This is a genomic window from Verrucomicrobium sp. BvORR034 (genome assembly GCF_000739635.1).
Lineage (GTDB): Bacteria > Verrucomicrobiota > Verrucomicrobiia > Verrucomicrobiales > Verrucomicrobiaceae > Verrucomicrobium.
In genome coordinates this window covers 53,836-70,013 of sequence record NZ_BATQ01000082.1, presented here as the reverse complement: position 1 = coordinate 70,013, position 16,178 = coordinate 53,836, and the positions used below count along the sequence as shown (strand labels likewise).

Below are 16,178 nucleotides of genomic sequence, written 5' to 3'. Positions count from 1 at the left end.
CCACACTGCATGAAACCGTACAGCCTACCGACAGTCGTAACCCTGAGCGATCAAGAGATTGAAAATCTAAAGGCCAAAGGAATCCTTCTGGAAAAGCACCACGAATTGCCGCCTGCGGCCTACTTCGTCAGAAAGCCTGTTCGTGGCCAGAGCGGGCAGATCGAAAACAAGTATCTGATGGAGGACGAGGTTCAAAGGGAATTGATGCGATAGCATATTCAAACATCGTCAGCTTTTCGATACCTCAATTGCTCGGTTTTTTTCGTCAGTGAGGACGTTTGGAATGTGTATTCATGAAAAAGTTTATGGTCCAGATAGACGCTAGCCTTCAAGATTGGAAAGAATTTGTGAGCCCTGGTGAAATGGACGCTATTTTTGCTCAGTCCAAAAAGGCGAGATTACACCCTCTGGCAGCCGTAACGACGGACAACCGTTTGTCGAACTCACCTGAGGTAAGACTTTGGACTAACGATGCCTTAAGAATAGTCAAAATCCACGATTCAGACTGGCTTACCCAGTTGAAAAAACACCTCCTTTCTCCCGATTTCTCCACAGCAGAGGCAGCCCTTGGAGAACTGAGAACTTATGCCGCTCTAAAGCAGGCGTTTGGCGATAGAGTTGAACCCATCAAAAAAGAAAAGCACAAAAAGACACCTGATTTTCTCCTCAAAATGCGGGACGGCAGTCAGATGGTCATTGAGGTTCACACGAAAAATCCTAATGAGCCGGAATTCCTAAAGCTTGAGGAGTTTCACAATTCAGTCCCCACCAATTATGTTGATCATGGTCGGTTCAGAATGGCTACGGCTGAGACAACCTACCGCCCTTTCGGAGCGCCAAATCGGGAAAAGAAAGAGTGTGTTACTGCTAATGTGATAAGCAAAATTGCTGCGACGAAGAGTAGAGACACCCAGTTTCCAGACAATATTCCCTCTGTGTTATGGCTCGACTATCAGAGTGCAGAATGGGAGCCTTTTCATCTTGCGGGGCACACTCAACCGCTGATGTCCCATCTTGGTGAACTCTCCACAGGTGGGATTTGGGCAGGTTTTTACGGACGAAAAAACATGCCTATATTTGAACGCACGGACATTCTACCTAGCCTTTGCGGTCTTACCTTTCGGATGAACCATGAAGGAAGGTTTTTTGCACGAGATGAAAATGGACACTTGGCCCATAGAGCGCATGGGGTGATGGTTGCGTTTTCAAAAGACTGGCTTCTGTTCGAGAATCCACACGAAGGGAAATCTCTTCCTCCAATTTTTGTCACGGAATCACTCAAGATGAGATGGATGAAATTAGAGGGAAGCTGGCTACAAGGGCCTGAAAGAAGTCTCCAGTCTCGAATTGAAGCCTCTGTCGAGAGAATGAATTTGATTGCGCGCAGAGGGTGGCAGGGCTTGGAAGAAAATTCTCGGTGAAAGGGCTCAGGACGCTTCCAAAATTGAATTTTGGATTGTGTTCACACATATACGCTCGTATATGTGTGAACATGGATGGCAGATTTGTGGCATATTACCGGGTTTCGACGGCCAAGCAGGGGCAGAGCGGCCTTGGGCTGGAAGCGCAGAAGGCGGCGGTTGAATCCTATCTGAACGGGGGGAACTAGAAACTCGTGGGTGAGTTTGTGGAAGTGGAAAGCGGCAAGCGGAAGAACCGCCCCCAGCTAAACGCGGCTCTCGCCCTTTGCAAAAAGCAAAAGGCAACGCTCATCATAGCCAAGCTGGACAGGCTGGCCCGCAATCTTCACTTCATCTCCGGCCTCATGGAGTCCCGGATTGAGTTCTTGGCGGTGGACAACCCGACAGCCAACCGACTCACGGTGCAAATCCTTGCTGCTGTCGCGGAAGAAGAAGCCCGCGCCATCTCTTCTCGCACAAGGGCGGCCCTCGCTAGCGCCAAAGCTAGAGGCGTGCGTTTGGGCAAGCATGGCTCGAAGCTGGGCAAGGCCAATCACGAGCAAGCTGTGAAGACAGCACACAACTTGAAGACCACGATTGAGGCCCTTAAATCGGAAGGCATCACCGCCGTTCGCGAAATCGCCAGTGCATTGAACATTCGTGGCATCGAAACTCCCCAAGGCAAACAATGGCACAGCACGTCGGTTCATCGCCTTTTAAAGCGTCTCGAGAAGGCAAATGTAAAAACGGCAGCCACCCCTCGCACATGTGTTCAAAGCTGATTGTAGTTACATGAAGAAGGGAAGATTATTCGACGCGTTAGCGATCAGATTCAAATCTGAATTCTCAGCTCAGCTTCTGACCTCAAGCGCACGGGCTGCAATGCCGGGTTGGTTCGCAGAATGGTGTCATATAGATCGCCTTGAAACTCGGGAACTGTGATACTCACCGCAGCTGCAAATTCCAAGCGACCAGTTGACTCTTTTCTTGGAATAGCGTGAAGAACTAAAAATGGGGTAGCTAGCGAATCCGCAGGCATCTCGACCACCCGTTTTACAAGCGGCTCCCATTTCTGCTCAACAGCTCGCTTTTGAGCTTCTGTTCTATATTTTGGCGAATAAGTTACAGGCAACTCTGACACGGTCCATCCTTCATCCCGAAGCTTATTGAGTTCATCAGCATCATTCCCTAGGTGCAAGATTTTCTCCCTCAATCTGCCAGCGCCTTTAGGCGGAGAAATTCTATGAATTTGGCTATTTGGATAAAAGGTATCTTCAATACACGCGGAAGTGTAGTCACTCGGGTGAAGTGCATTTACTGAAGGCAGACAAGCGATAGTCCATGCAATAGTCGCCGTGCCAACAGTCACCAACCCGGCAGGCAGCATGATTGGCAATTTAACAAATTCCTTTGGCGCTAGCGACTTTTGAAATACAATAGTGACGTGATTGGCGTCGCACCTAACAAGCTCATCAAAATTTGATGCGATGGCTCCATAGCCTAGGCGTTCATCTGGCTTTGATTTTGTGTGAGTTGCTGTATGAACTACAAGAGCCCTAGCCAGCAAGGGAGATGAACGATCGATGTAGCCATTTGCTTGACCAGCCAGAGATGCAACTTGAGGTGATGCAAAACTGGTCCCTTTGGTGAGCAGTTTCTGTCCTGAATTTAACGAGAGAAGGTGTATTGGATTTAAATTGCAACCTCCAAAGGCAGTCACTTCAGGTTTCAGTTTTCCACATTCCCTACCCGGTCCATGACAAGAGTATTCAGCATGTGTAATACTTCGATCAAGAATTGTATGCGCTCCCACACCAAGACCGTTCACGAGGTCTGATGGTGCTTGAATACGATTCAGATCGGGGCCTGCATCACCATCGTTTCCAACCGCAACACAGAATCCCACTTTGTGGGCGACTGCGAGCGCGTCCAATGCATACGTAAAGCGAGATATTGAATCATCCGCAATAGGGCCACGGGGGCCGAAGCTGATATTCCAAAACTTAACATCGTTTCTGACAGGGACCGCATTTTCAATAACATCAATACACTCATAAAGGTCTGGATCACTAATGGACGACGTCGGCAACGCACGCACACTGACAACTGACACCTGCGGGGCTGGTAAATTCTCTTTGATCTTACGATCATTTAATGCCCCATAAAGAATCGCCCCCGCTACAGCGGTGCCATGAGCAACGCATTGCGTATCTGGAGGTGTGTCTATAGACAAATTTTCATCCTGCTCAGCATGATCTTTTAAATGGGCGTTTGTAATGTCAATTCCACCATCGAAAATACCCACCCGAACAATCGACCTTTGACTGTTAGACGGTGGAAGTGGCGCAGGAAAGAGCGCAGCTGACCTCAAATCTTCGAGTCCTCCGAACACAAGTGGATGCGCAGCACGTAGAGGGTTGACATCAGCAATCGCGGCGAGCGCCGCCTCTGAGAGATAGCATGAAATAAAGGTAGGACCGTCGGGATAGGGTCTGGCTTGCATAATAGGTTTAGCACCTTGGTCAAAAAGGTTTCCAAGGAAGCTCATTTGCTCTGCTTCCGAGTGCCTTGTCGGATGGAGAACCAATTCAACGCGCCCTTCCTTCCATCCCGCAGGAAAGAGAAGCTGTTCCTTAGAGCGCAAAAGATCGAATCTCTCAATGCTTTGAATGTCCTCACAAAAACTCTTCCCAAGAGCTCTTTCGGATTCGTCCAGCTTCTTTAAAAGTCGCCTAAAACCAGCATCATTGCTGCGAATGAAAACCAAGCGGCCTGTTAATTCTTCGATACCTGATTCTAATTGCTTCTTAATCCGCTTGGTTTGCGCAACATCTTGTGTTCGCACTTTATAACTTCTGGAGCCCACGTTTTCCAGATCGCGTACAGTATCGAGCAGGCCTTTTGGATCATAAGACTTTGCCATTCGCTCTGGATGAAGCCTAAGGCACAAAACAGCTTCGTCATCATAGCGTTTTCGGTCAGGCAAGCTGGCAAAATTCCCTAATGCACTCGTTAATTCATTCCTCACCAGTGTTCTAGCCTCATCATAGGTGCGAGGCAAGTCTCCCGACCTTCCAGGTTTTTTCTTTTGAATAGTGACAATATACTTTTCACCATTGGCAAGTATCAGTCGTTTTGAATTAGTGCTCATCTTTTCCCCTCCTTGCTAGTTTCCTTGCAGCTTTCTTGGTTAGCTGATATTGAACTGCCGAAGAGCTCCTCCCCACAATTCGCCCAATTTCCCTCACTGTGAGCTCTGTCGTCTCCTTTAGCAGCCTGCTAAGCACAGCCGTTTCTTCTTTCTTAAGCTCTGGAATTCGAGAAATCACAGCGTCCACAAAAAGCGATGGCAACGCCTTTTTCTCAATCAAGTGCCGCCTAACTACTGATTGCGCTATGGTATCAATTTCAGAGCCATTGCAGCCATTTAGGCACTGTGCTATCGCAGCTAAAAAACCCGTTGGTATTCCATTGGCGAATTGGGCGCATGCACTTTCAAGGATGGCCTGTCTCTCAGCAAATCCAGGCAACGGCAAGTCAAACACAACATCAAAACGACGATTGATTGCAGGATCAAGAAGCTCTGGGTGATTTGTAGCTGCAATCAATACCGAATGAAATGGCCAATCCTCAAGTTCCTTGAGCAGGACATTCACAATCCGCTTTAACTCCCCAACTTCAGTTGAGTCATCTCGCCTTTTTGCGATTGCATCAAACTCATCTAACAACAACACACATGGTGCCCCTCTTGCATAATCCAAACTACGCCGAAGATTAGCTCCTGTTTTACCTAGAAAACTTGATATAGATGTAGCGAGGTCCAGAACAACCAGTGGAAGATTTAGCCTACGCGCCATCCATTTGGCAAGCATTGTCTTACCAGTGCCAGGGGCTCCTTTGAGCAAAAGAGTTCTAGGAGGAGCAAAGCCCTCCCTCAATAGGGCTTCGGACTCCATTCGCTCCGTTATAAAGCGTTCTACATTGCTACGGCGAGCCTCATTTAGCACAGGCTCTTTTGCATCATCTGCTGGATATACTCGAAGTAATGCCAGTCCAGCATCGGCATCTGCCGGAGGGGGGGCAGCCCCTCGCAACCGCAGTGTTGAGCTACTTCCAGCAAATTTGGCAACAAGCGCCCCCAATGAACTCGCTAGATCAGGAAATTCCGCCTTAAGCGATCTAACGGCCCCCAAGGACAGCAGTTCCAAACGTTGTGTATTCCCCAACAGCCCCTCTTCAACAAGCTTCAAAAGCAAGGGGCCGATAAATTTAGTGCTAATTTGTTTATCCTGTTCCATATTTTAGCACAGAATTGTTGCCTCTAAATTTAGGGATGGCAAACAGTTTGTGCGAAAATATGAAAAGCCGTTGTTCGATTAGCACGATTTCATCGCGCTGTGTGAAATCGAGAACACCCGCCAGATTTAGCATTAACCCCCTAGTTTGGCAGAGATCCAAAGTGCAAGAATCGGAGGGAAGCATCGTCGTTCTCGAAATCGCCAATGAGCTGAATGCCCGTGACATTGCACCTCCTCAAGGCAAGAGGTGGTACAGCACATTGGTTCATCGTCTTTTGAAGCGTCTCGAAAAAGCCGCGTGAATTCCCGCCTGTCACTGCCCTTCAATGTGTTGAGGTAGCTGAGGTAAGGTGCTATCGTAGTTCATGCCTTGGTTTGGCTTTGAGCGTGGTAGTTCCGGGCACTTTCCCTTGATAGCCCAGCCATGCCCAAATCCGTTTACATCCCGAAGAAGCCAACCAAAATGTCTGGCAGACCCACTCTTCTGAACCCTACGCGGCAAGCCACGCTTTTGAGCGCGATTGAGGAAGGGTTGCCGCTCAAAGAGGCCGCCGAAATCGCGGGCATCTCTTACGACACCTTGAATCACTGGACGAACCGGGGACAGAGAGAAAGCGCCCCTCCTGAATATCGCCAGTTTTGCCAGCTACTCCGGCGCTCTCAAGCCGTCGCCATGCAGGTGAACGTCTCCGCCATTCGCGAAGCGGCAAAACGGGACTGGCGAGCCGCTGCTTGGATTTTGGAAAGGCGCTTCCCGGCAGACTTCGCCAGACAGCAGCAAATTGAACACAGCGGACCGGGAGGGAAGCCGTTGATTTCCCCTTACGATGACTGCGAAGTGTTGCAGCGAATGAGGAAGCAAACTGGCCTCAAGGAGTTGGCCGCAAAGCTTGGGGGCATCCTTTTGAGGAACCGACAACAACAGGAAGCAGAAGCAAAAGCCTTGGCAGAGGTGGAAGCGGAGACGTTGCAATCACCGTCTTTCTCGCCCGCCTATCAGACGAGCATTAAACGAGCCCGTCTGCGCGAGTAGCGAGAACCGCCAAGCCACGCGTGGGGCTGCCTTGACACTACCCGAGTGTTCATTTTAGTGCGGGCAGTATGATGACAACACCAGCTGCAATTGGCGACTCCATTAAGGCGCTTCAGAAGGCATTCAACCTCAAAGAAGAAGCTAGTTGGGTTGAAGTAGTCCCCCGCCATGACTCAGTGCTGGACGACTGTTATATGGATGTCGAGCGACAGGTTAAAGAGTGCGGAGGAGCATTGGTTTATGGGTGGCAGGTCTGGGAGTGGCCCAACGTGATGATTGAGGCCGAATTTCATGCCATATGGCAAACCCCAGAAGGCAAGTTTATTGACGTGACCAAAAAGCGCGATGGCGAGACACGCATTGTTTTCATTCCAGACCCCACGAGAAAATACGAGCAGAAGCAAATAGACAACCTGCGTCTTGCTTTGTGGAACCATAGCTTGGTTCACGAATACATAAGCACCTGTGAAAAAATTCATCGCCACTTTGATGAGAACCGCGTCTCCGAACTGGCGTCAAACGTGGATGCTGTCGAGATGTCCAAGTTGTATGCCAGGAAGTCCGATCTCCAAGCAAAGCTAGTGTCACTTCCGCGAGGCAAGGGGAAAGGCAAATTCAAGATTCAGATCTGATCACAGAATATGGTTGCACTGTTACACCGAAACGGCACACTGAGGCAGGATGTTGCCTTTGTAACCCCTTGATAATCAAGGGGCGGATGGATTCGGGAGCCTCTCCCTCCCCTTCCGCTCTCCTGCTCCGAATGGGAGCAAAATTACTGAGCTGGATTGTCGGGGAAGAGGCTCTCGGCTGTGAACCCGATGGAGTAAGCAACCCTGAATGCTTTGCTCTCAAGATGATCTTGACGGTCATCCATTCCGCAGGTTCCTCCCGTTCGGTCCTTCACCTCTTGGGTCATAGTGAACTGAGAATCCGAGTGCGGCAGACCTCCAGAATCTCATCCGCCAGTGAGGAGTCGTCTGGACAGGCTCGTGACAACACGATCGCGCCCACGACATGCGCAAGCGTTTCGATCCTCTTGGCCCGCGCTTCGCGCTTCGCGCTTTCGCCCACGTCGCCATCTTCGCGCTCCAGAGTTGCCAGTTGGCTTTCAATTCCGGCCGCAAATGTCTCCTTGATCGACTCAGGTTGGCGCGCGGCATCCCCGCAAAGCGCAGCCAGCGTGCAGCCGCTGCCGGGCGCGTCACGGTGCTCCCGAGACACGTATTCCTTCACGAAGGCGACGGCATCGAACCCCGTGGTATTTTCTGCCAACTGCGAAAAGCCGCTCGCCGCCGCTTCTGCCATCAGGTCCGCCTTGCTCCGGAAGTGCTTGTAGAATCCGCCGTGGGTAAAACCGGCAGCCGCCATTAAATCCGCCACGCCCACGCCGTCGTAGCCGCGTTCACGAAACAGCTTGGAGGCCGTCTCAACGATGCGCGCCCGGTTCTCCCGGGCCTGTGTTTTGGTTACCTTCATGTTCGGAATTTCCTGCTGAAACCAAAGCGAAATAGGCAATGATGTCAACTGACATCAAAAAGCGCTTGACGTTTAGATTATGATCGTAATTATTGTGATGTAACCGATAAGCCTCCCCTCTCCACAGGAAATCTTCTCAATCGTGAGCACATCCCTGAAAAACAAAACCGCACTCGTCACCGGAGCATCTTCCGGCATCGGACGAGAAATCGCACAACTACTCGCCGAGCGGGGTGTCCGCGTCTTCGGCACGGCACGCAATCCGATGTTGGCCAGCCCGATCCCCGGCGTAGAAATGATCGGCATGGATGTCACCAACGATGAAAGCGTGGCCGCGGCGGTCTGGAGCATCGTCCGGCAAGCCGGCCCCATCCATTTCGTGGTCAATAATGCCGGATACGGTCTCAGCGGAGCTGTGGAAGAAACCAGCCTCGCGGAAGCCCGGCAACAGTTTGAGACCAATTTCTTCGGTATCCTGCGGGTGACGGGCGCCGTGCTGCCGGGGATGCGGCAGGCGGGTTTCGGCCGCTTCGCCAATATCAGTTCCGTGGTGGGCCTTTTCCCCTCGCCCTTCATGGGCATGTATGCGGCGAGCAAACATGCGTTAGAAGGCTATACCGAGTCGCTGGACCACGAGGTGCGGAGCTTCGGCGTCCGTGCGCTGCTCATCGAGCCGGCGTTCACGAAGAGCAACATCAGCCACAGCGGACAAGACGCCGGGCTGCGGCTCGATGCGTATGCCGGTCCCCGCGAACGCAGTTCGCAGAGCGTCAAGAAGGGGATCGCGAACGGAGACGATCCCCGTCTGGTGGCGGAAGCTGTTTTCACGGCTCTGACCGCGAAGTCGCCCCGGCTTCGCTATCCGGTCGGCAAGGGTGTCACGTTGAGCCGGCTCCGCCGCTTTCTTCCCGCGAGCCTGTTTGACCGCGCCATTCGCAAAGAACTCCTGCTGGACTAAATCAACCGCCATCATGAATACGCTTTTCAAAGACGCTCCCGCCGATCCATCCGCGCCCGCAAGCACCGCCGCCGAATTGTTTTCTCCACTGGTGCTGCCGAACGGAACCGTAATCCCGAATCGCATCGAAAAAGCAGCGATGGCCGAGAGTCTTGCCGGGCCGGGACAGTTGCCGGACGCCCGGCTGGCACGCATGGATGGGAGTTTTGCCCGAGGTGGTGTCGGATTGATCATCACTGGCAATGTCATGATCGACCCGCTCGCTTTGGGCAGTGCGGGAGACGTGGTTTTGCAAAAAGGCACGGATCTAACGACCTTCAAGGCATGGGCCAAAGCCGCTCGCAGCCACGGGGCGCAAGTCTGGATGCAGATTAATCATCCCGGCCGACAAACCATGGCCGCACTCGGCCAACCCGGATGGGCACCCTCCGAGGTGGCTGTGGACTTGGGCAGGCACTCCAATCTTATCGCCAAACCCAAAGCACTGAACGAAATGCAGATCCGGCAGATCATCCAGCGGTTTGCCGACACCGCCCGCCAAGCCGAAGCTGCTGGATTCACCGGCGTGGAGATTCATGCCGCCCACGGCTATCTCATCAGCCAGTTCCTTTCACCACTGACGAACTTGCGGAACGATCAATGGGGCGGCCACATCGAGAATCGCGCCCGCTTTCTGCTAGAGGCTGTTTCCGCCGTGCGGGCCGCCGTGCGACGGGATTTCTGTGTGGGGGTCAAAATCAACTCGGCGGATTTTCAACGCGGAGGCTTTGACGCGGACGATGCTCTCGAGGTCGTAAAGATGCTCAACTCCAGCGGGGTGGATCTGGTGGAACTCTCTGGCGGCAGCTACGAGGCCCCTGCCATGCAGGGCCAGACCCGCGATGGCCGCACACTCGCACGAGAAGCCTACTTTCTCGATTTCGCCCGCGACATCTCGAAGGTCGCCGAGATGCCGATCATGACCACGGGCGGCATACGCCGGCGTGAAGTCGCTGAAAATGTGCTCACCCAAGGCGTTTCCATCGTCGGCATCGCCACCGCTCTGGCCATGGAGCCCAACCTGCCGCTGGCATGGTCCGAGGGCGAACCCAAGGACGGCGTGTTCCCTGCGATCAAGTTCAAGGACAAGATGTTGGCCTCACTCGCTCACATGGCTGTTATCCAAAGACAATTGCAGCGTATGGGTGATGGCCAGAGGCCTCTGGCCGATGCGAGTGCGATTTTCAGTGTCATCCGGGACCAGTTGCGGAACAAGTTTCTCGCTCGGCGATACCGCTCTTGGTCAAAGCAGCAGGCCTAGTTCCCGACCAACTTATTCATCCGCTCACCAACCCGCAACCTGCATCGTTAGACATGAAAGCACTCATCTTCACCCGCTATGCCAAGTCGGACAACATCGCATTCACCGATCTTCCGCGTCCTATACTCAAGCCGGATGAGATGCTCGTCGAGGTCCACGCCGTCGGCTTGAATCCGGTCGATGCCATGATTCCGAAAGGATCGTTCAAGCCCTTCCTCCGCTTCCAACTGCCCGCCACGCTGGGCAGCGATCTGGCGGGCGTCGTGACCGAAGTGGGTAGTCGTGTAACCCGCTTCAAGCCTGGCGATGCGATTTTCGCTAGCCTGTTCGATTCGGGCACCGGCTCTCTCGCTGAATATGCCGTCGTTCCCGAGAAAGCCGCCGCACTCAAGCCGTCGAATCTGGACTTCGTGCAAGCGGCCTCGATCCCGATGGTTGGACTAACAGCATGGCAGGCGCTCAAAGAGCGGGCGCGCGTCAAGCCAGGTCAAAAAGTGTTTATTCCCGCAGGCTCGGGCGGCATCGGCACGTTCGCGATCCAACTCGCCAAGCACCTTGGTGCAAAAGTGGCGACGACGACAAGCACGGGTAACGTCGATCTGGTCCGGAGCCTCGGAGCGGATGAAGTAATCGATTACAAGAAGCAGGAATTCGAAACGGTCCTGCGGGATTACGATGTGGTGCTGGGCACGGTGAAAGGTGATTCCATTAAAAAATCCGTCGGCATCCTGAAATCAAACGGCAGCATCGTTTCACTCGTCGGCCCTCCGGACGCCGCCTTCGGAAGAACCCGAGGGATGAACTTTTTCATGAAGTTCGTTTTCGGTCTGTTGAGCGGAAAAATCATCCGGCAGGCCAGGAAAAAAGGTGCGGCGTATTCATTCCTCTTCGTCCATCCGGACAGCGGACAGCTCGCAGAAATCGGCAAACTTCTCACGGTGGGCACGATCCGGCCGGTGATCGACAAGGTCTTTCCGTTCGAACAGGCGAAGGAAGCCTTGGCTTACCTGGAAAAAGGTCGGGCTAAAGGAAAGGTCGTTGTGCAGATGAGGTAAATGGCGCCGGAAGAAAGCGAAGCCGCTTGGACCGTATTGGGGATTGGACGGATTGCCGAGAATCAATTTCGGTTGAAGGAGGGGACGCGATCACAGCGTATGCCGCCGAGAATCTGTCCCCCGAAGAGCTCCAGACTGAATTGGCCACGCTCGCAAAAGACATTCATGGCATCGAGATGAACTGGCACTCGTCATTCTCTGAACTGGTGAGTCATCGTTATGTCCCCCTGTCGATGCTGCATCACTTGCTGGCAGTGAATGGCTCTGATTGGCTGTTTAAACAGCTAATTGCACCAAAAGAACTGGCCGAAAATTCATATACAAAGCAAAGGTTTAACGCGTAGCGTGCTGGTTCGTTTGGTCGTTCTGTGTTTGGCATTGAAACGCATGAAACCATCCGTGCAGCAGAAAAGGCCGGGAATCCGGCCAATGATCATACTCATCAAGGCTTCACTTGAAACGATTCACCTCAACTTCGTCTCTCAAGTCGCTCGCAATCCGCCCGCATCCGTTGGAACGCCTCCGCCCGTTCGATGGCAGGAGCCTTGGCGACACCCATCAACTGGCGCACGCTGAAAGCCTTGATGAGCGCGGGGGCGGTGAGATCTGCGAGGTAATTCTGAGCGTCCTTGGGCAGATGTAGAAGGCTGAACATCTGCGTCATGCGTGCCTTGCTAAGTCCCTCTTGCTCACCAATTTGAGCCTTGGTCACGGCCTTGTCTTCATCTAGACGCCGCTGCCAGTCGAAGACTCTCCAGATGGGATGCCGCGCCGCTTCGTTGTCCTGCTGCGCGGTCTTCTCCGACACCTCGCCCTGAGAGGTGAATTTAAGGGAGAAGTGGAACGGCTCCGTCACGAAAGGAGCCAGATTGTGCTGGTAGTAGGGCAGGCCCAAAACGAGCTTGATCCCGAAGGAAGTTCGTAAAGTATGAGTGCCCGCACCGCCATGGTTCTTCAATCGCTTAACAGCAAGCCAGCAAGCCCTCACGGCGGAAGAAGCTGAGCCCTGGCGGCATCCATGTGAACCTGCTCACCGCTTTCTAGCGCGAACAAGGCATATCTAATTGGGGTCAACGAAAGGCGTTCTTTTGTATGATGCGCCATGCGGGGCCAGATTCTACCGCCTGCTGTTTCGTAGTGGTGAATGAGACCCTCCAAGCCTCCTTCACCAAACAGGAGCAGGTGGGAGGTGAAGTCGATCGAGGGATCACTTATTTCGGCCTCGGTCCAGTCGATCATCCCGGTGACCGCATCCTGGAAATTGACTAGCAGGTGGCCTGCATAAAGATCCCCATGAACTACCACCGTGAAGTCCGGCCATGAGGTGTCGTCGTTCAGCCAGTTTGCCCAGCGTTGTTTTAAGCCTGGATCTATGCTAAACGAGCCGTTCACCACCTCAATGTCGCAGGCCACTTGCCTGCGTAGATCGTCGGGGGACGAGTTCTTTAATCCGGCTTGGACGGCTTGCTCCGCAGGAATCTGATGCAACGCCGCCAACGCACTGCCAAGCGAAGCGACAAATCCATCCGTGTTCCGGTCGATATTCCAGATCACCTCACCAGAGGATGCTTCAATATGGATCGCTGTGGGATCGTTTAGCCGGGGATAGGCCACGAGTTCGTCGGACACAATGCGCCAATCGGGAACGGCAAACGGCACTTGCCTTCTCAACAGCTCCAAAGTCCTTGATTCACGGTGGATTTTTTTTATGACATCTGCTCTCCGAGGTATTCTCAGCACCCAAGGCGTGCCGGAACGATCAGCGGCCGTCACGACACGAAAATCGAGACCTAGCTCATTGATGTCCAGATTGGCCGAAAGCTCAAGCCCGTGTCGCAGCGCCAAAGCAGAAACGAGGTCGCGTTCCGAGGCAGAAGTTGGAGATAGGTTCATACAAAATTGGAGGCTCATTGAATATAACCGTCACGTCGGTTACATTCAACTGGATTTCGAAATCGTGCCCTTCCCCAGTCTGCATCCTCCTGTATAAATCCCTTAACCTGCCAGGAATCGGATTCCCAGAATGCGCGAAACACCCCTTCAAAATATTCTCAATGCCCCGGCCCAAACTGCATACTGACGAAGCCATTCTGGATGCGACGAGAGTCGTCTTAAAACGACGGGGGCCATCTTCCTTAACGCTGAACGACGTCGCCAAGGAGGTGGGCATCTCTCGTGCTGCGCTGATCCAACGCTTTGAAAACCGCGACACTTTGCTCCGGTGCGCCCTGGAACGCTCCGTGAAAGTGACGAAGGAGTTTTTCGAAAAACTACCCGTCGTAACGGGACCACAAGGGTTGTGGATCTTCATCCAAGAACTATGCAAGATATTCGGCCCTGGCGACAGCTACGAGGTTCATCTTCAGATAGCCTGGCATGAGGCTCAAGATCCTCTCTTGAGAGAGTTGGCCCAGAGGCGCAATGCGTATGTGGAAGCGGAAATTCAGGCCCGATTCCCGAAGGGTCTTCCGGACGAATCCAAGGCGGCATCGCGCCTCCTGCAGGCGATGTTAGCCGGAGCCACCATGCAATGGCTGCTTAACCGTGAAGGGCGGCTTGACGCCTATGTGCTCGAAAGTTTACGCCAGACACTTGTCCTGCTCTTTCCGAAGGAGATCTTCATCCCCGGTCTGCCATCACATTGAAGCTGGGCGGCGCCCAAGAGCAGGCCTGCCCCCCGTCTCCCTTGCTCTCCGCCATGTCTTCAAGGTAGAAGCCCACCCAGCGCCTCAGGTCTTGCGTCTTCAAGTCTTGTGTCGCCCCCACGTCTTCCGTTGCACCCCGCCTCCCCTCTTTTTATGATGTCGGATGCCAAAAATCCAACCTCGCTGGCTTCGTGATTTGATCCGCTTTCTCCCACTGCGGAGCCAGTTTGTGCTCTCTGGGAATGTGCGGGACCTGTACCCGGTGGAACTGCAGCCGGGGCTGGTGGCACCGTTACCGCTGGTTTCCTGCCTGGGCATGGAGTTGCAGCGGGAGGGCATGGCGCATTTCCTGACCTACGATCCCGCCCAAGGCTTCTCGGTGCCGATGATCCCCGGCCTGGATCCGCTGGCAGAGCGGGAGTTCTTTGCGAAGCTCCTGGGCCTCACCTGGGCGGAGAATGGCCGCGCAGCCGCCACGCCGGAGCGCTTCTTTGACCTGCTGGAGGTCATCGTGCGGCATCCCGGGGAGCCCATCGTGCTCTTTGCCGATTTCGCCTCGCGCCTGCTCATTCGGGCTGACTTGCCCTCCGAGGCGGAGCAGCGCGGCTTCACCCGGGCGCTGGTGCTCTCTCATCAGATCCTGCCTCGACCGCTGGGCCCGGAGGGCAGGCCGTTCTTCAACCCCGTGGTCTGGATCGTGGACAAGGAGGGCGACCTCCCAGACTGGTTCCTCCTGGGGAATCCGAAGATGCGGCACATCCCAGTGCCGACACCCGATCACTCGGTGCGCCGTCTGGTGGTGGAGAATCTGGCGAACACGCTGCGGGGCGATCTGGCCGCCGACCAGGTACCGCGGATGGTGAATCTCTTTGTGGAATCGACCGAGGGCCTCTGGGTCAGTGACCTGGTGGGTATTGCCCAGCTCTGCCGGGGCGAGGGGCTCACGCTCGCAGACATCGGGGAAGGCGTGCGACGCTACAAGCTGGGCGTCACCGAGGACCCGTGGAAGCGGGTGAACCGTGAAAAACTCAGCCAGGCCGGCGAGTTGATCCACCGCCGGGTCAAAGGGCAGGCCCACGCCGTGACTCACATGCTGGATCTGGTGAAGCGGGCCGTGTCCGGCCTGGGGGCCAAGGAAGGCGGCGGCGGACGCCCCCGCGGGGTCGCCTTCCTGGCCGGGCCCACCGGCGTGGGCAAGACGGAGCTGGCCAAGACGATCACCGAGCTGCTCTTCGGCGATGAGTCTGCCTGCATCCGCTTTGATATGAGCGAGTTCTCCGCCGAGCACAGTGACCAGCGGCTGATCGGCGCACCGCCCGGCTACGTGGGCTATGATGTGGGTGGCGAGCTGACCAATGCCGTACGGCAGAAGCCCTTCAGCGTGGTCCTGTTCGATGAAATAGAAAAAGCCCACCCCCGCATCCTGGACAAGTTCCTCCAGGTGCTGGACGACGGCGTCCTGACCTCCGGGCGCGGAGAGCGGGTGTACTTCTCAGAGGCATTTCTAGTATTCACCTCGAACCTGGGCATCTACCGTCTGGACGCCCACGGCGAGCGGGTGCCCAATGTCCTGCCGGACGAACCCTATGAGACCGTCCAGGCCAAGGTGAAGGAGGAGATCGCCCGGCACTTCAAGCTCACCCTGGGACGGCCTGAGATCCTGAACCGCCTGGGGGAGAACATCATGGTCTTCGACTTCGTCCGCGACGAGGTGGCGGTGGAGATCTTTGATTCCATGCTCGATGGCCTGACGCAAAAGGCACAGCAATCCCAGGGCGTGAGCGTCGCGATCACCCCCGAGGCCAGAGCAGCCTTGCAGGCCCTGTGCCTGGGGGATCTCTCGAACGGCGGTCGCGGCATTCGCAATCAACTGGAGGTCCACTTCGTGAATCCCCTTGCCCGCCTCTTGTTTGATGAAAACGTGCCCGCGGGTGCCGCCCTGCGCATCACGGGCTTGCAACGCGGTGCAGCGACGACCCTGCAAGCCACGTTCTAATCTCCCCCACCCGC

Annotated in this window: 15 protein-coding genes and 1 pseudogene; 11 read left to right on the top strand and 5 right to left on the bottom strand. The window is 54.4% G+C overall.

Features of this window, described 5'->3' with window-relative positions; genetic code table 11:
- Nucleotides 1-9: 9 nt before the first annotated feature.
- The 3 genes and pseudogenes from BV034_RS14375 to BV034_RS14365 all read left to right on the top strand — a co-directional run bounded on the left by BV034_RS14375 (nt 10) and on the right by BV034_RS14365 (nt 2,182).
- Entirely contained in the window at nt 10-213 is a 204-nt protein-coding gene (locus tag BV034_RS14375; protein WP_050027695.1) for a hypothetical protein, read from the top strand.
- Between the two features lie 80 nt (nt 214-293).
- Complete coding sequence (locus BV034_RS14370; protein WP_050027694.1) at nt 294-1,421, top strand: hypothetical protein; 1,128 nt, start codon at nt 294-296, stop codon at nt 1,419-1,421.
- A 71-nt stretch (nt 1,422-1,492) separates the two neighbouring features.
- A pseudogene (locus tag BV034_RS14365) lies at nt 1,493-2,182 on the top strand (recombinase family protein).
- Nucleotides 2,183-2,232: 50 nt separating this feature from the next.
- On the opposite strand, the gene BV034_RS34755 reads toward BV034_RS14365, so the two are convergent.
- Together BV034_RS34755 and BV034_RS34750 are read right to left on the bottom strand one after the other, a co-directional pair.
- Nucleotides 2,233-4,551, bottom strand: coding sequence for a S8 family peptidase (locus tag BV034_RS34755; RefSeq protein ID WP_081887815.1), 2,319 nt, complete (start codon nt 4,549-4,551; stop codon nt 2,233-2,235).
- A complete protein-coding gene (locus BV034_RS34750) occupies nt 4,541-5,698 on the bottom strand; it encodes an AAA family ATPase (RefSeq protein ID WP_081887814.1) in 1,158 nt (385 codons plus the stop codon). Before BV034_RS34750 ends, BV034_RS34755 begins: the two co-directional genes overlap by 11 nt.
- Before the next feature lie 424 nt (nt 5,699-6,122).
- On the opposite strand from BV034_RS34750, the gene BV034_RS14345 reads away from it, so the two are divergent.
- Nucleotides 6,123-6,731, top strand: a complete 609-nt coding sequence (locus BV034_RS14345) for a hypothetical protein (protein ID WP_050027690.1) — start codon at nt 6,123-6,125, stop codon at nt 6,729-6,731.
- 68 nt (nt 6,732-6,799) lie between these two features.
- Nucleotides 6,800-7,363, top strand: a complete 564-nt coding sequence (locus tag BV034_RS14340; protein WP_050027689.1) for a hypothetical protein — start codon at nt 6,800-6,802, stop codon at nt 7,361-7,363.
- Between the two features lie 283 nt (nt 7,364-7,646).
- Here BV034_RS14340 and BV034_RS14335 read toward each other — a convergent pair whose 3' ends face one another.
- Nucleotides 7,647-8,210, bottom strand: coding sequence for a TetR family transcriptional regulator (locus BV034_RS14335; protein WP_050027688.1), 564 nt, complete (start codon nt 8,208-8,210; stop codon nt 7,647-7,649).
- 142 nt (nt 8,211-8,352) lie between these two features.
- Between BV034_RS14335 and BV034_RS14330 the strand changes: the two genes are divergently transcribed.
- Genes BV034_RS14330 through BV034_RS36025 form a run of 4 tightly spaced genes read left to right on the top strand, consistent with a single transcriptional unit; the run spans nt 8,353 to nt 11,867 of the window.
- Nucleotides 8,353-9,168, top strand: a complete 816-nt coding sequence (locus tag BV034_RS14330; protein ID WP_050027687.1) for an oxidoreductase — start codon at nt 8,353-8,355, stop codon at nt 9,166-9,168.
- A 13-nt stretch (nt 9,169-9,181) separates the two neighbouring features.
- Entirely contained in the window at nt 9,182-10,468 is a 1,287-nt protein-coding gene (locus BV034_RS14325) for an NADH:flavin oxidoreductase/NADH oxidase family protein (RefSeq protein WP_081887813.1), read from the top strand.
- Nucleotides 10,469-10,521: 53 nt separating this feature from the next.
- Complete coding sequence (locus BV034_RS14320; protein ID WP_050027686.1) at nt 10,522-11,523, top strand: NADP-dependent oxidoreductase; 1,002 nt, start codon at nt 10,522-10,524, stop codon at nt 11,521-11,523.
- A 26-nt stretch (nt 11,524-11,549) separates the two neighbouring features.
- Complete coding sequence (locus tag BV034_RS36025) at nt 11,550-11,867, top strand: hypothetical protein (RefSeq protein ID WP_265593001.1); 318 nt, start codon at nt 11,550-11,552, stop codon at nt 11,865-11,867.
- A 125-nt stretch (nt 11,868-11,992) separates the two neighbouring features.
- On the opposite strand, the gene BV034_RS14315 is transcribed toward BV034_RS36025, so the two are convergent.
- Nucleotides 11,993-12,481 carry a hypothetical protein gene (locus tag BV034_RS14315; protein WP_050027685.1) on the bottom strand — a complete coding sequence of 163 codons (489 nt, stop codon included), beginning with the start codon at nt 12,479-12,481 and terminating at the stop codon, nt 11,993-11,995.
- Nucleotides 12,482-12,507: 26 nt separating this feature from the next.
- Nucleotides 12,508-13,416 carry a macrolide 2'-phosphotransferase gene (locus BV034_RS14310; protein ID WP_050027684.1) on the bottom strand — a complete coding sequence of 303 codons (909 nt, stop codon included), beginning with the start codon at nt 13,414-13,416 and terminating at the stop codon, nt 12,508-12,510.
- A gap of 161 nt (nt 13,417-13,577) precedes the next feature.
- On the opposite strand from BV034_RS14310, the gene BV034_RS14305 reads away from it, so the two are divergent.
- On the top strand, nt 13,578-14,168 hold the full coding sequence (locus BV034_RS14305) for a TetR/AcrR family transcriptional regulator (RefSeq protein ID WP_050027683.1): 591 nt from the start codon (nt 13,578-13,580) through the stop codon (nt 14,166-14,168).
- A 163-nt stretch (nt 14,169-14,331) separates the two neighbouring features.
- Nucleotides 14,332-16,164, top strand: a complete 1,833-nt coding sequence (locus BV034_RS14300) for an ATP-dependent Clp protease ATP-binding subunit (RefSeq protein WP_050027682.1) — start codon at nt 14,332-14,334, stop codon at nt 16,162-16,164.
- The last annotated feature ends 14 nt before the right edge of the window (nt 16,165-16,178 follow it).